Raw genomic sequence first — 15,225 nt, 5'->3', positions numbered from 1 at the left:
TTGGTTATGACAATTACCTCATCCAGAAAACCGTGTGTACTGCTGACAAGCAACCAATATAAGCCAAATATAGGTGGGATTGAAAACTCGCTCTACCATCTTTCTCAAGAATATATCCAATTAGGATATGAGGTTATTATCGTTGCCAGCGATTTAAATCCTGAGAACAAGTCACTGCCGGACGTCGAAGTTGAAGATGGCGTAACTATTTATCGTTATAAAACTGGTCGTGATCAAGGAATTGGACGAGGGATAAAGCATATTCGCAATGCTATTTCACTTTATAAAACCGTACTAAAAAAACATGACCCTGTGCTTGCAGTTTGTCGTTTTCATTTCAATGTAGTCTACCTAAAGGCGTTGGGGTATAAAAACCTTGTATATTTAGTGCCAGGTGTGGTGGAAAATGAAACCAAGGCTAGTTTACGACAGCAAAGTACTATTCTAGGAAAAGTGAAAGGTTCGTTGTCTTTTTCTTTGCATAAATTAATGCAGCGCTGGGCATTTTCTTGCTCTGACAAGCTATTTGTATTTAGTGAAAATATGTTGCAGCAAGTCAGAAAAATTAACAAGGATAAAGCCATTAGAACGTGTAAACCTGGGGTAAGCTTATCACGCTTTAGCCTGGTTTCTCGAAGCGAAAAGCACCAATTAAGAGAACAATTAGGCGTTGCTGATAATGGTAAAGTGTTTTTATGTATTGGCCGGTTTGTAAAAGCCAAAGGCTTTGATACGGCAATTGAAGCATTACAGTTGTTAGACGGTGATGCAACGCTGTGGTTATTGGGGGAGGGAGCTGAAGAGAAGGAGCTTCGCGCCTTATGTAACCGCCTTAATGTGGACGACAAAGTTAAGTTTTTAGGACGTCAAAGTTGCCCCGAGGAGTATTATAAGGCCGCTGACTTTTTTATTATGTCATCAACTTATGAGCCGCTTGGGCAAACCATTCTAGAAGCCTTATCTTGCGGTTTACCGATAGTTGGAGCTTGTGCTAGTGACAAGGTGATCACAGCCACAAGCGAGATCCTATCAGATACTAACAATATACTACTCGACGCACATTCTGCGGAGTCATTTGCCGAAGGGATGAATACCTTTATGGCGCTTGAGGATAGTGATTACGCCGAGCTACAACAGCAAAATAGAGCATTAGCAGAGCAAAAATTTAGTTGGAATAAACTGGCTAGGGAGTTAGCAAGTGAAGACTAAATTACAATACCTCATACTGAAAATTGCGAATCGCTTTATTAGGTCAGCGCTGTTGCAGGAGAAAGTTGATAAGTTAGGTTATACGCTGGTTATGGATAAGTACCGTGCTCAAGGTGCTGAAATTGGTGAAAACACCATCATTATTGATACCAAACTATCCTCATCTAGTAAGGGGGATCGTTTTTTTATTGGTAGAGACTGTACTATTACAGGGGCAACGTTACTCGGTCATGATGCTTCTCCAACGCTTTTTATTAAAGAGCTTGTTATTCATCCTGAAAGTTATAAAAAAGGTTCAAGACGCTCGTATCGGTCGCCAATCACAATAGGCGATAATGTATTTATTGGTTGGGGCAGTATCGTTTTGCCCGGTGTGAATATTGGCAATAACTGTGTTATTGGTGCTGGCAGTGTTGTAACGAAAGATATTCCTGAGGGGATGGTAGCAGCAGGCAACCCTGCTAAAGTGATAAAAACCACAGCAGAATATGTGAGCACATATAAAGCTACGTTCGAAAAAGAACCCGGTAATTTCTGATGTTGAAGCAGTTTTTTGTCAGTAATGAAGCCCCATCTCTTGCGCATAAGTTGTGCTTGCTGATGATGAGCGTCTACTTACTTGCGGATATTGCTGCGGGCTTTACGGTGATCCAGCTTGGCGTCAACCTTAAGTTGTCGTTACTATATAAACTGCCATTAACGGTGTTGATTCTAGTGCTCGTGTTACTGCTGGACGCCAGGTATTTTGTTGCTTTACTCTCTTTGCTGGCAATACTTCTTATTGGTCCTATTTTTCAGCTTGCCAATGAAGCAGATGGTGGAGCGTTCATTAATGATTTTTCAAATGTATACAAGATGCTTATGCCGATATCCATTTTTGTATACTTTGGTCTGTTATCAATACGCTGGAAGTCATTCACTGCCAAGTGGTTAGAAAAGATCCTACTTACCAACTTTGCAATATTATGCTTTAACCTATTACTCGGTGCACTTGGTTTTGGCCGCTCTAGTTATGAACTCAGAGATGGTGAAACAGCAGGTTCCAATGGCTATATTTATGCTGCAAATGAGTTAGGTGCAACAATGGTGGTACTGTTTTCTTTTGTGCTGCATATTTGTTGGAACAACCATCGTCGCTGGTATCCTGTACTTTCGTTGTTTACTGTGCTTTGTGGTTTACTGGTAGCAACCAAAACAGCCATGCTTGCAGCGGCATTACTGGTTTTTGTTATTCCGTTGGCCAATGAAAGAGAGCGCTTTTTTCAGATGACAAAGCTTAAGCTCTATACGCTGGTTCCGATGACAATAGGTGTTGTTATTATTGCACTGGTTATTACTGACTTACTTGAAGCGTTAGGCTTGTATGATCGCTTTATGTGGGTGCTCAGTCAAAAGGGAATATTAGGCATAGTGTTATCCGGCCGAGATGAATATGCACGAGACTTGTTGGTGGTCTATGTTGACTACTTAGCGTTTTGGCAACAGGCCATTGGAGTCGGAACTGCTGGTATTGCTGAGTATCTTCCGATTAAATATGCCGCAGAAATTGATGCGGTGGACGTGCTGGCCTATTTTGGCTTTTTTGGGTTATTAATTTGCTTTGCCTTTTATATATTAACGTTCGTTAAAGCAGCCTCACAGTTTGTTAAATGTGAGGCTGTTTACAGTCCAAGTGTTGTTGTCGGTACATTTATTTTGCTATTTTTAGCACAATTAAGTGGCCACGTTTGGATTTCTGGTACGCTAGGGATATCATTTGGGTGTTTTGTTTCATTATTATGGGTTGATAATGAGAAAAGGAGTAACTCGTGAGTGCATCTTTACCCCTAGTTACCGTATGGATCCCAACTTGTAATCGACTGTCATTGCTGAAGCGGGCGGTAAAGTCGGTACAAAATCAAACATACAAAAATGTAGAGCTGTTTATAGTTGATAATGGTTCTACGGATGGAACCGTAGAGTACCTAAAACAATTAGCTACTGATGATCAACGAGTTCGTTATCATTGTTTTGAAACCAATCAAGGGGCATGTTCTGCAAGAAACTATGCCATTCAACATGCACAAGGTGAGTATGCCACTGGACTAGACGACGATGATGAGTTTTTACCGTCGAGAGTTGAAACATTACTCAATGCGTTTGATGAACGGTATGCTTTTGTTTGTAGTGGTTATATTTGGGATTATGGCAAAATTCAGCGAGCGTTATTAGATTCAGATTTGGTAATTAATATCAAAACTCAGCTCAACTTCAATCAAGCATCTAATCAGGTATTAGCAAAGCGAACGCGTTTAATTGAGGCTGGTTTGTTTGATGAGTCTATGGTGTCATCTCAGGATTGGGAACTTTGGACCAGAATGATCTTAAAATATGGTGCGGCTATTCGTATTAGTACACCGACATATATAGTGCATACGGCGCATGATAAGCCAAGAATTACAGACAGTTTAAATAACCGAGTCGTTGGCTTTGAACAGTTTTATGAACGTTATGGGCATTTGATGTCTAACACCAACAAAAAGTGCTTTAATTTTTTGGTGCACTACAGTAAAGGGCAAAGAGTGGGCTTTGGCACTGTAATAAAGTTTTTTACCCCTGCAATTGCAACAAAATTATTAAGAGCTTGGCTTGCCTCTTTGTTTCCCAAGTTGGCAAGAAAGCGCTTAGAGCTGTTTAAAAGGGATTAGAGTGAGTAAAATCTGTTTTATTGCCAATTTATTTCCTTCTGAAAAAGATCCTTCGTTTGGCAGCTTTGTTGGTAAAAACTACGAACAATTGAAAAGCCAAGGAAATGATATAGTTAGCAAAGTCGTGATTGATTATCGTGCTTCGGGTATGGATAAATTACGTTGTTATCTGCGCTTTATTGGCCGTGGTATAAGAGCGATTGCTAAGCGAGATTATGATTATATCTACTTTCACTATCTTACTTACTCCACGCTTTGCTTATTGCCTTTTTTGCTCGTTAATAGACCTAGATATGTGGTCAATATTCATGGCGATGACCTAGTTGGTGATACACCAATACATAAGGTGATGGGGTCTACCTCCAAGCTGGTATTGAAATATAGTGCTGCTGTGATTGTGCCTTCTTCTTTTTTTAAAGCGACACTTTTAGAACTACACCCATGGTACGACAAAGACAAAATTATTGTCTCGCCATCCGGCGGTGTGGATTTTTCGCTGTTTAAACCTGAAGCCGTTGCCCCTAAGCTAGGGTTTACACTTGGCTATGTGTCAAGAGTCGATGAGGGTAAAGGCTGGCAAGAGCTATTAGAGGCGTTGGCCATATTAAAACGATCGCGGCCTGAGATATTAGAGGGCTTTAAGCTAAAGATGTTTGGTACAGGGGCTCAAGTGGATGCACTAAATACTCAAATTGAAGCACTTGAATTAACGTCACTCGTTACTTATTTTGGCGCGTTAAAACCACAAGAGCTTGCCAACAAATACTGTGAGATGGACGCATTTATTTTCCCAACACATAGAGAAAGTTTTGGTTTAGTTGCGGTGGAAGCGCTAGCTTGTGGCACGCCAGTACTCGCCTCTAATATTAGCCCTGTCAATGAGGTGGTGCTTGATGGCAAAAATGGTCTACTCTTTGAGGTTAAAAATGCCAATGCTATCGCCGCAAGCATTACAAATATTTTAACAATGAAGAAGCAACACTTTGCAACTTTATGTAGCCATACTCGAGAATCTGTAAAGCACTATAATGCTACGCAAGTTGCTAAACAGCTAGATCAAGAGTTAAAAAAGCGATTATCAACATAGGAATTATTGATGAAAATTGTAGTAGTAGGGACTGGATATGTGGGCCTTTCTAATTCGATACTATTAGCACAGCACAATGAAGTGGTAGCACTTGATATAGATGAAAAAAAAGTTGCGTTGATAAACGAAAAAAAGTCTCCCATTGTAGATGAAGAGATCAGTGATTATTTGGTGAATAAGGAATTAGACCTCAAAGCCACAACTGATAAAACACACGCGTATCAGGGGGCAAGTTATGTGGTGGTCGCGACACCAACAGACTATGACCCTGACACCAATTATTTCAATACTCAATCTGTTGAATCTGTGATAGCAGATGTGAAGCGCTACAATCCAGATGCTGTTATAGTTATAAAATCTACCGTACCAGTTGGTTTTACAGAAAAGGTGAGCGAGCAGTTTGGGTTGGGTAGCATACTCTTCTCTCCAGAGTTTTTAAGAGAAGGTAAAGCACTCTACGATAATTTGCACCCTTCACGTATTATTGTGGGAGAGCGCTCTAAGCGAGCAGAAGTATTTGCAGGGTTATTGCAACAAGGTGCTGTAAAAGCGCATATCGAAGTGCTGTTTACTGATCCAACTGAAGCTGAGGCCATTAAGCTATTCTCTAACACTTATTTAGCAATGCGTGTAGCGTATTTCAATGAATTAGACAGCTACGCAGAGTCGCACGGTTTAAACTCTAAACAAATTATTGAAGGTGTGTGTTTAGATCCAAGAATTGGCGATCACTATAACAATCCATCTTTTGGTTATGGTGGCTATTGTCTACCAAAAGATACCAAACAGCTGCTTGCTAACTATAAAGATGTGCCGAACAATATTATTCAGGCGATTGTTGATGCAAACACAACAAGAAAAGATTTTATTGCTGAGTCTGTTTTAAAGAAAAAACCTCAAGTAGTGGGGATATATCGCCTAATAATGAAGTCTGGATCAGACAATTTTAGGGCTTCTTCAATTCAAGGGGTAATGAAGCGCATCAAAGCTAAAGGTGTGGAAGTAATAGTTTATGAGCCTGCATTAGAGGCGGAAACCTTCTTTAATTCTAGAGTGATAAATGACCTAGAACAATTTAAAAGTAGCTGTGATGTAATTATTTCTAACCGAATGGTTGGTGAGTTACAAGACGTTACCGAAAAAGTCTACACAAGAGACTTATTTGGCAGCGACTAGGCTTTACTGAGTTGAAAATATACGTATAATACAAGGCCTACTTAGTTAGGCTTTTTTTATTTAGGGAACTGAACGCATGGAATGCTGGTATTTACTCTATTGTAAACCAAAACAAGAATTTAGAGCACAGTCTAATCTAAAAAATCAGGGGATCATCTCTTGCTTCCCGACTATCACCAAGCGTAAAACCGCCAGTGCAAGGTCTGCTGTGCAGCCGCTGTTCCCTAGATATCTATTTGTTAAGCTAGATCCACATTCTTCACACTTTTCTGCGGTAAAACATACCCGCGGCGTTGCTGACTTTATTCGCTACGGTACAGATCTTCAAATTGTACCTGAAGAATTAGTTATGCAGCTTATGAATAAAGATGAAGCCCCCGTAGAGTGTGATTTCCAAGAAGGTGACCTCGTACAGCTAACTGAGGGATGTTACCGGGATGTGCAAGCAATTTATCAGCAACCAGACGGTGAGATGCGCAGTATTTTACTGATTAAACTACTCAACCAATATACAAAAGTTGTTGTAGATAACTGTACAATAAAAAAGGTACAATAGAAACTTCATCCTTTATTCTTATTTATATGTTGCAAGAAAGGTGTAATCTAACTTCTGCGATACAATATAGTCATGGCTTGAAGTCCCTAAAACAGTGATGTTAAGCCATTTTTCCCTATAAATTAGGTGTGACTTTACCTACCGTTACTAAATTGTGCGGATAGTAGGAGCGAGTTTACCTCGCGATCTTTTATTAGTGAGAGCCTTTATCTCACACCATTTTGTAGTAAGTTCAGCATTTATGACCTGACCTCACTGCACACTGTTATGGCAGGAGTAGGAGCGAGTTTACCTCGCGATAAAAAGCCGATGTAAAACGGTTCAATACGTGCGGCCATTGAGCCAATCAGCATTTAGGAGCTGCAACCTAAGGGCGGAAGCGTGCCTAAATGTTAAATGCAACAGCACTTTTTTACTGGCACGGTAGGAGCGAGTTTACCTTGCGATCTTTTATTAATGTGAGAGCCTTTATCTCACGCCATTTTGCAGTATGGTCGCAATTACGTTAGACCTCACTGCACACTGTTATGGCAGTAATAGGAGCGAGTTTACTTCGCGATAAAAAGCCGATGCAAAACGGCCAGATATGATAAGGCTGCAAGGCCAATCAGCATTTAGGAGCTGCAACCTAGGGGCGGAAGCGTGCCTAATCTTAAATGCAACAGCACTTTGTTACTGGCATTGTAGGAGCGAGTTTACCTCGCGATAAAAAGCCGATGCAAAACGGCCAGATATGATAAGGCTGCAAGGCCAATCAGCATTTAGGAGCTGCAACCTAGGGGCGGAAGCGTGCCTAATCTTAAATGCAAAAGCACTTTGTTACTGGCACGGTAGGAGCGAGTTTACCTCGCGATAAAAAGCCGATGCAAAACGGCCAGATATGATAAGGCTGCAAGGCTAATCAGCATTTAGGAGCTGCAACCTAGGGGCGGAAGCGTGCCTAATCTTAAATGCAACAGCACTTTGTTACTGGCATTGTAGGAGCGAGTTTACCTCGCGATCTTTTACAGCATCACAGCCCTTAACGGTTATTGTGATATTTGAAGTAATCAAAAAACAAAGCCAAATATAAACAAGTCACAGGTATAACGCTTATCGTCATTAAATAATGAGAAAACACATAATAGAGTGAGATATTACGTAAAACCTAGTACTCGCTTGCGATTAACTAACGTGCATGCTTTAATTAGCCGACTACACTTTTATTGTCTTAATACTATTTAATAAAGGGCAATAAAAGCAATTAAAAGAAAAGATTAAAGATTATAAAACTTTTGGGAAGATACAATGGCGTTACGCTGTAAAACGATTATTGCTTCGGCAGTACTGTTGACGATGAGTGGTTGTACACTCATTCCTGGTGGTCACTTTGAAGGAATAGGCTCAGGAGAGCAAACTGCAAATCTTGAACGCGACCTAGAAAAAGTAAACATTCACATTATTGACTCACAGTTGGTACAAGAACATAAAATCAAACGTGCCAAAGAGATAGACCGCTCATCACTGGCAGGTATAGATGTTTCAAATTACGAATACCGCCTCGGAGTAGGTGATGTAATTACCATTGGTGTATGGGATCACCCAGAGCTGACAATTCCGGCAGCAGTTCAAAGAACCGCAGAATTTGACGGCTTCCGTGTTCATGCGGACGGAACTATCAACTTTGCATACGCACCTAAAGTTCCTGCTGCAGGAAGAACAGTGAGTGAATTAAGAGCTGATATTGCAAAACGATTAAGTCGAGTTATTGAAGAACCACAAATTGACGTTAAAGTGGTAGGTTTTAGAAGCCAAAAAGCGTATGTCACTGGTGAAGTAACTAAACCTGGCGTATATCCGATTACAGAAACTCCTGTCACTTTAATCGATGCTATTAATCAAGCTGGCGGCTTAACAAAAGATGCTGACTGGGAAACGGTTACCTTTACTCGCGGTGATAAGACAGAAACCATTCAATTAGACGACTTTTACGCGCAGGGTGATATTTCGCAAAACCGCCTATTACAGCACGGTGATATCGTACACATCAGCCGTAATGACAAGCGCAATGTATATGTGCTGGGTGATGTGATAAAAGCGGGTAAAGTCGATGTAAACCGCTTTGGCCTTAGCCTTGCTGAAGCGTTGACTGATGCCGGTGGTTTTAACGAACGTACCGCAGATGCAAATGGTATTTTTGTATTACGTAAGCGCGATTTCCAAAAAGATGGTGTGCTTGCAGATGTATACCAGCTGCATGCAAAAAATGTAGCGTCCTTGGTGCTTGCCGAGCAATTCGAACTACAACCACAAGATATCGTTTACGTAACCAGTGCGCCTCTTGCTCGCTGGAACAAAGTTATCAGCCTATTATTGCCGTCACTTTCAACAGTGGACGCAATTCAAGATATTGACAACCAATAGTGTGAAAGCTCATGTTTGATAGTGTGTTAATGGTTTGTGCGGGTAATATTTGCCGCAGCCCAACCGCTGAATATGTATTAAAAAGCAAATTAGCGGGTAAAAATATTCAAGTGTCATCAGCAGGCTTAACCGCGCTGGAAGGTAAATCAGCTGACGCTATGGCACAAGAACTGACTAAAGCACAGGGGATCGACATGAGCCCGCACCAAGGGCGCCAGTTAAATAGCGCTCTAGTTGCTCAAAATAGTCTACTCTTAGTGATGGAGCATAGGCATCTTGATGACCTATGCAGCCGTTACCCTCAAGCTCGTGGCAAAACGTTTTTACTCGGAAAGTGGATAGGAGACAAAGAAATTCCCGATCCCTACCGCCAGTCTAAAGAAGCATTTGAACACGTATATCAGCTTATCGACAGCGCCTGTGGTGCTTGGCAACAGTATTTATAAGGAATTAAGAGTATATGAATGCTCAGCCAAATCTAATTTCTGCGCAAAAACCGAAACAAGAAGAATCCCAAGAAATTGACTTAATGGCACTTTTTGGTGCACTTCTCGATGCCAAATGGTTCATTGCAGGCGTAACTGCACTGTTTATGCTACTCGGTGTGGCATATGCCATATTCAGCACACCTATCTACCAAGCAACAGCAATGGTACAAGTAGAGGAAAAGGGGGGCTCAGTACCTGGCTTTGACGACATGTCTGGTATGTTTGAGAGCACCTCAGCAGCGGTGACTGAAATCGAGCTACTTAAATCAAGAAGTGTGATTGGTGAAGCCGTTGATACTTTAAACTTAGATATTGTGGTAGAGCCAAAGCTGTTTCCGCTTTTTGGTGGTCGTAGTTATCGCCAATTTGTTGCACAAAGCGAGGGTGAAGTTGCTGAAGCCAGTTTTGGGGCAGGCTCCTATGCTTGGGGTGGTGAAAAGGTAGAAATTCACCGCTTTAGAGTACCTAAAAGAGCTGAAGGGAGCAGCTTTACTTTGTTAGCGCAAGCCGACGACAGTTTTGCTCTACTAAATACCAATGATGAAATTATTCTATCTGGTAAAGTGGGTGAAGAAGTTAAGGTTGGGCAATTTGAACTCACGATTAAAACGCTTATCGCGCGACCGGATACTGAGTTTTCAATCGTAAAGCGTAACCGCTTACAAACAATACTTGATTTACAAAGTGCAATCTCAGCATCTGAAAAAGGCAAAGACTCCGGTATTATTAATCTTTCGCTGCAAGATAAAACGCCTGCCTATGCTGAAAAAGTATTAGACAAAGTAGCGAGCATTTATGTGCGCCGTAATGTTGAACGCAACAGTGCAGAAGCACAGCAGTCACTTGAATTTTTAGAGGTGCAGCTGCCAGAAGTCAAACGTAGCCTAGAGCGTGCCGAAAAGGCATTTAACGACTATCAAATTCGCCAAGAATCCATTGACATTAGCTTAGAGACTCAAGGTGTACTCGAGCAAATCGTCACGCTTGAAACTAAATTACAAGAACTTGAATTAAAGCGCTTAGAGCTTGGCCGCAAATTTAAGCGTGAACACCCCTCTTATCGCGGTGTAGTAGAACAAATTGATACTGTAAAACGCCAGCGCAATGAGCTTACCAGTGAGGTACAAGGGTTACCTGAAACGCAAAGAGAGCTACTACGCTTAAAGCGTGATGTTGAGGTAAATAATGAAATTTACACCTTACTTCTTGCTAAAACTCAAGAGCTAGATATTGTGCGTGCAGGTACAGTTGGTAACGTACGCATAGTTGACTACGCCGAGGTAAATACTACTCAGCCTGTGAAACCAAAAAAGGCGCTCATCGTAGTCATGGCAACTATGTTAGGCGGTATGCTAGCAATTGCAATTGTACTTATTCAAAAAGCGCTACATAAGGGAATAGAAGACCCTGGCGAAATCGAAGCCTTAGGTATGCCAGTTTATGCAAGCGTTCCATTTTCTGACTACCAAGTAAAGTTGACTGGCTTTGCTAAGGCTCGTAAAGGTAAAACTGCAAAAGCAAAATCTATTTTAGCGATTGATAACCCAGCAGATCTCTCTGTTGAAGCGCTACGAAGCCTACGTACAAGTCTACACTTTGCTATGTTAGAGGCTAAAAACAACGTTATAGCAATATCAGGCCCAAGCCCTGGTGTTGGTAAATCATTTATCACTGTAAACCTTGCAACAGTATTAGCGCAAAGCGGTAAACGTGTATTGGTGGTTGATGCCGATATGCGTAAAGGCTACCTACAAACACAGTTTGGCATAAAGTGGGATGACGGATTAAGTGATTACTTATCTGGTCGACTAAACTTAGCCCAAGTGATTAAGCCGACTCAGGTGGAAGATTTGCATGTCATGACTCGTGGTCAAATACCACCCAACCCTTCAGAACTGTTAATGCACCAAAACTTCAGCAAATTAATAAGTGAAGTGAGCAAAATGTATGATTTAGTTATTGTTGACACACCACCGATTTTAGCAGTAACCGATCCTGCAATCGTTGGTGCTCACGCTGGCACTACTTTATTGGTGACACGTTTTGGCCAAAACCATATAAAAGAGCTAGAAATTACGAGAAATCGTTTTGAGCAAAATGGTATTGATGTAAAAGGGGTGGTATTTAACGGTGTAGTACGAAAATCAACTAATGCTTATGGTTACTACGGCTACTACAACTACGAATACAAGTCAGATAGTTAATAGATAAAGAGAAAATAGTGAAAATTTTAGTAACTGGCGGAGCTGGGTTTATCGGCTCTGCGGTCGTCCGCCATATAATCAATAATACGTCCTATTCAGTGATAAATCTTGATAAGTTAACATATGCGGGAAATTTGAAATCGCTTGAGAGTATCGCTGATAGTAGCCGCTATATATTTGAACAAATAGACATTTGTGATGCACTCGAATTAAAGCGTGTATTTGAGCAATATAAACCTAATATAGTGATGCACTTGGCTGCTGAAAGCCATGTGGATCGTTCAATTGACGGTCCTGGTGAGTTTATAAAAACTAATATTTTAGGCACATACACTCTGCTGGAACAAGCTAGGCATCATTGGTCTCAACTTGAAGCTGATGAGAAAGCGCTTTTTAAATTTCACCATATCTCTACAGATGAAGTCTATGGTGATTTACCACATCCGGACGAACAGCAAGCGGGTGAACCACTTCCACTTTTTACTGAAGAAACAGCTTACAACCCAAGTAGTCCGTATTCTGCGAGTAAAGCCAGCTCTGATCACTTAGTAAGAGCTTGGGCTCGTACATACAACTTACCAACCGTAATTACTAATTGCTCAAATAACTATGGACCTTTTCACTTTCCAGAAAAACTGATTCCACTTGTTATCTTAAATGCTATTGCAGGTAAGCAACTACCAGTTTACGGGAAAGGTAATCAAATTAGAGATTGGTTATACGTAGAAGACCACGCAGAAGCTTTAGTTTTAGTTGCAACTGTAGGTAAGGCTGGCTGCACGTATAATATTGGTGGCCATAATGAAAAACAGAATATTGAGGTTGTTGAAACTATCTGCAAAATATTAGATGAAGTAACGCCGAAAAAAACTAGCTTTAGTGAGCAAATTATCTTTGTGCAAGATAGGCCTGGGCATGATATGCGTTATGCAATTGATGCAAGTAAAATTGAGCTGGAACTAAACTGGAAGCCCAAAGAAACATTTGAGACAGGCCTTCGTAAAACAGTGGAATGGTATTTAAACAATAAAAATTGGTGGCAAAGCGTTTTGTCAAAAAATTACCAGTTAGAGAGATTGGGAGCAGGTGATAAATAATGAAAGGAATTATATTAGCAGGAGGATCTGGGACACGCTTGTATCCAATCACTAAAGGAGTATCAAAACAACTTCTGCCCGTTTACGACAAACCTATGATTTATTACCCAATTTCAGTACTAATGCTTGCTGGAATTAGAGAAATATTGATAATTACAACTCCTGAAGATCGAGCCTCGTTTGAGCGTTTATTAGGTAGCGGTAGTGATTTTGGAGTGACATTGCAGTTTGCTGAGCAGCCAAATCCAGATGGCCTTGCACAAGCTTTTATTATAGGCGAACAGTTTATTGCAAATGATGATGTTTGCTTGGTTCTCGGTGACAATATTTTTTATGGCCAAGGCTTCACAACCAAACTTAAACATGCAGTAGAAAAGGCAAAAAATGGCAAAGGAGCGACGGTTTTTGGCTATCAAGTAAAAGATCCAGAGCGTTTTGGCGTTGTTGAGGTTGACCACAATAAAAAAGCGATTTCGCTCGAAGAAAAGCCAGCTAAACCGAAGTCAAACTTTGCTGTTACAGGGCTTTATTTTTACGATAACTCAGTAGTACAACTGGCAAAACAAGTTGAACCCTCTCGCCGTGGTGAGTTAGAAATAACTTGCCTCAATGAAATGTATTTAAAGCAGAATAAGCTTAATGTTGAAATACTTGGTCGCGGCTTTACTTGGCTAGATACGGGCACTCATGAAAGTTTACTTGAAGCTGCGCAATTTGTTGAAACTATTGAACGATGTCAAGGATATAAAATTGCTTGTTTAGAAGAGGTAGCATTCAACAATAGATGGATTACGGCTGAAGATGTGGCTGTGAAAGCTAAGTTAATGTCTAAAAATGATTATGGTAGCTATTTAACAGGTTTACTAAAAAATCTATGAGCTCTACTGTCAACGGTTTGAAGTGGAGTGCAATAGAGAGGCTAGCTACTCAGGCGATACAACTTATCGCGATGCTATTTTTGGCTAGGTTATTGGGGCCAAGTGCATTTGGTCTTGTCGGTATGTTAGCCGTATTCATTGCAGTAAGCCAAGTATTTACAGATAGCGGCTTTACATCTGCATTAATTCGCCATTCTGAGCGTACGGAAAGCGATTTTTCTACAGCATTTTACTTTAATATATTTATTGGTTTTTTTTGTTATTTAATTATTTTTTTATTAGCCCCTTTTATTGCAAGTTTTTTCGAGCAGCCTGAGCTAGTTAATTTAGTCCGTGTTCTTGCATTAAATATTGTAATACATAGTTTTACAATTGTACAAAGGGCTAAACTAACTATTGCAATGGATTTTAAAACACAGGCTAAAACATCATTACTTAGTGTTGTTGTTAGTTGTGGAGTAGCCTTGTATATGGCTGAGTTAGGTTTTGGGGTTTGGGCTTTAGTAAGTCAGACTTTATCAAATGCATTTTTTTCAGTTGTTTTATTAAACTTATTTCATCCTTGGGTTCCAAAAAAGGGGTTTAGTAATAAATCTTTTAAATATTTGTTTGGTTTTGGTTCGAAGTTACTAGCCGCATCACTTATCGATACTATATTTAAAAATATTTATCAAATTATAATTGGTAAGCACTTTAGCGCGACTCAAGTTGGTTTTTTTACTCAAGCGAATCAATTGTCTTTAATGCCTGCGATGACGATGACTACAGTAATACAGCGTGTTACTTACCCCATGCTAACCAATATTCAGAGTGATATAAATAAATTTGAAGAAATATATTTATTAACTCTGCGGTTAGCTGCATTGATAGTTTTCCCTTTGATGGTTTTATTAAGTATTTCCGCAGAGCCATTTATTAACACGTTTCTTGGAGCCAAGTGGCTACCAGCTTCAGAATTATTATCCATATTGAGCTTAGCCTTTATGCTTTATCCTATTCATGCAATAAATCTAAATTTGTTACAAGTTAAAGGTCGTTCGGATATTTTTTTAAAGCTAGAAATTATAAAAAAAACCCTAATTACGATCATGCTAATTTTTACTATACCATTTGGTGTTAAAGCCATGTGTATTGGTTTGCTTCTACATTCATTTATTGCTTTTTTTATTAATTCTTTTTATACAGGTAAATTTAGTCGTTTAAACACTACTAAACAGTTGAGCATGTTACTGCCCATCTGTGGTTGTGTGATGTTTAGTGGGCTTCTAACTTATATATTTACTTGGTATTTGATAACAAACTATATAGTGAACTCTGTAGTTCACCTAGTAATTAACTTGATTGTAATGCCAGTGATTTACATTGGCTTAATTTATTGGGTAGAGAATGACTTGTACACACAAATTTTACATGTGGTTTTTAGAAAAAGGTTGAATTAAC

Annotated in this window: 13 protein-coding genes; all 13 read left to right on the top strand. The window is 40.0% G+C overall.

What is annotated here, in order from left to right; genetic code table 11:
- The first annotated feature begins 6 nt into the window (after positions 1-6).
- The 13 genes from HUZ36_RS07790 (at position 7) to HUZ36_RS07730 (ending at position 15,224) form a co-directional block, all read left to right on the top strand.
- Positions 7-1,209: a glycosyltransferase family 4 protein gene (locus tag HUZ36_RS07790; RefSeq protein WP_176032517.1), complete on the top strand. Its 1,203-nt coding sequence runs from the start codon at positions 7-9 to the stop codon at positions 1,207-1,209.
- Positions 1,199-1,747, top strand: coding sequence for a DapH/DapD/GlmU-related protein (locus tag HUZ36_RS07785; protein ID WP_368659791.1), 549 nt, complete (start codon positions 1,199-1,201; stop codon positions 1,745-1,747). Before HUZ36_RS07790 ends, HUZ36_RS07785 begins: the two co-directional genes overlap by 11 nt.
- Complete coding sequence (locus HUZ36_RS07780; RefSeq protein ID WP_147389398.1) at positions 1,747-3,021, top strand: O-antigen ligase family protein; 1,275 nt, start codon at positions 1,747-1,749, stop codon at positions 3,019-3,021. Before HUZ36_RS07785 ends, HUZ36_RS07780 begins: the two co-directional genes overlap by 1 nt.
- Positions 3,018-3,896, top strand: coding sequence for a glycosyltransferase family 2 protein (locus HUZ36_RS07775; protein WP_176032516.1), 879 nt, complete (start codon positions 3,018-3,020; stop codon positions 3,894-3,896). Before HUZ36_RS07780 ends, HUZ36_RS07775 begins: the two co-directional genes overlap by 4 nt.
- Position 3,897: 1 nt before the next feature.
- A complete protein-coding gene (locus tag HUZ36_RS07770) occupies positions 3,898-4,983 on the top strand; it encodes a glycosyltransferase family 4 protein (protein WP_176032515.1) in 1,086 nt (361 codons plus the stop codon).
- A 9-nt stretch (positions 4,984-4,992) separates the two neighbouring features.
- Positions 4,993-6,159, top strand: a complete 1,167-nt coding sequence (locus HUZ36_RS07765; RefSeq protein WP_176032514.1) for a nucleotide sugar dehydrogenase — start codon at positions 4,993-4,995, stop codon at positions 6,157-6,159.
- Positions 6,160-6,235: 76 nt separating this feature from the next.
- The gene (gene rfaH, locus HUZ36_RS07760; RefSeq protein WP_176032513.1) at positions 6,236-6,715 is read left to right on the top strand and encodes a transcription/translation regulatory transformer protein RfaH; all 480 of its coding nucleotides are present in this window, start codon (positions 6,236-6,238) and stop codon (positions 6,713-6,715) included.
- A gap of 1,287 nt (positions 6,716-8,002) precedes the next feature.
- Positions 8,003-9,118 (top strand): polysaccharide export protein, encoded by a 1,116-nt coding sequence (locus HUZ36_RS07755; protein WP_176032512.1) that lies wholly within the window; start codon positions 8,003-8,005, stop codon positions 9,116-9,118.
- Between the two features lie 11 nt (positions 9,119-9,129).
- On the top strand, positions 9,130-9,564 hold the full coding sequence (locus tag HUZ36_RS07750; RefSeq protein WP_125254061.1) for a low molecular weight protein-tyrosine-phosphatase: 435 nt from the start codon (positions 9,130-9,132) through the stop codon (positions 9,562-9,564).
- A gap of 14 nt (positions 9,565-9,578) precedes the next feature.
- Complete coding sequence (locus HUZ36_RS07745; RefSeq protein WP_176032511.1) at positions 9,579-11,810, top strand: polysaccharide biosynthesis tyrosine autokinase; 2,232 nt, start codon at positions 9,579-9,581, stop codon at positions 11,808-11,810.
- Positions 11,811-11,827: 17 nt separating this feature from the next.
- Complete coding sequence (gene rfbB / locus HUZ36_RS07740; RefSeq protein WP_176032510.1) at positions 11,828-12,907, top strand: dTDP-glucose 4,6-dehydratase; 1,080 nt, start codon at positions 11,828-11,830, stop codon at positions 12,905-12,907.
- The gene (gene rfbA, locus HUZ36_RS07735; protein ID WP_176032509.1) at positions 12,907-13,785 is read left to right on the top strand and encodes a glucose-1-phosphate thymidylyltransferase RfbA; all 879 of its coding nucleotides are present in this window, start codon (positions 12,907-12,909) and stop codon (positions 13,783-13,785) included. The genes rfbB and rfbA overlap by 1 nt, the downstream gene beginning before the upstream one ends.
- Positions 13,782-15,224, top strand: coding sequence for a lipopolysaccharide biosynthesis protein (locus tag HUZ36_RS07730; RefSeq protein WP_176032508.1), 1,443 nt, complete (start codon positions 13,782-13,784; stop codon positions 15,222-15,224). Before rfbA ends, HUZ36_RS07730 begins: the two co-directional genes overlap by 4 nt.
- Position 15,225 lies beyond the last annotated feature (1 nt).

Origin of the sequence: Pseudoalteromonas sp. McH1-7 (genome assembly GCF_013366255.1) — a bacterium.
Lineage (GTDB): Bacteria > Pseudomonadota > Gammaproteobacteria > Enterobacterales > Alteromonadaceae > Pseudoalteromonas > Pseudoalteromonas peptidolytica.
Note: the sequence above shows the minus strand (reverse complement) of the source record. Positions and strands in the feature narration are given on the sequence as shown.

Bases quoted from the DNA above. Each gene is read 5' to 3' on its own strand.
- HUZ36_RS07755 (WP_176032512.1), top strand. From the start codon at position 8,003: ATGGCGTTACGCTGTAAAACGATTATTGCTTCGGCAGTACTGTTGACG.
- HUZ36_RS07765 (WP_176032514.1), top strand. From the start codon at position 4,993: ATGAAAATTGTAGTAGTAGGGACTGGATATGTGGGCCTTTCTAATTCG.
- HUZ36_RS07750 (WP_125254061.1), top strand. From the start codon at position 9,130: ATGTTTGATAGTGTGTTAATGGTTTGTGCGGGTAATATTTGCCGCAGC.
- rfaH (WP_176032513.1), top strand. From the start codon at position 6,236: ATGGAATGCTGGTATTTACTCTATTGTAAACCAAAACAAGAATTTAGA.
- rfbA (WP_176032509.1), top strand. From the start codon at position 12,907: ATGAAAGGAATTATATTAGCAGGAGGATCTGGGACACGCTTGTATCCA.
- HUZ36_RS07790 (WP_176032517.1), top strand. From the start codon at position 7: ATGACAATTACCTCATCCAGAAAACCGTGTGTACTGCTGACAAGCAAC.
- HUZ36_RS07780 (WP_147389398.1), top strand. From the start codon at position 1,747: ATGTTGAAGCAGTTTTTTGTCAGTAATGAAGCCCCATCTCTTGCGCAT.
- HUZ36_RS07730 (WP_176032508.1), top strand. From the start codon at position 13,782: ATGAGCTCTACTGTCAACGGTTTGAAGTGGAGTGCAATAGAGAGGCTA.
- HUZ36_RS07745 (WP_176032511.1), top strand. From the start codon at position 9,579: ATGAATGCTCAGCCAAATCTAATTTCTGCGCAAAAACCGAAACAAGAA.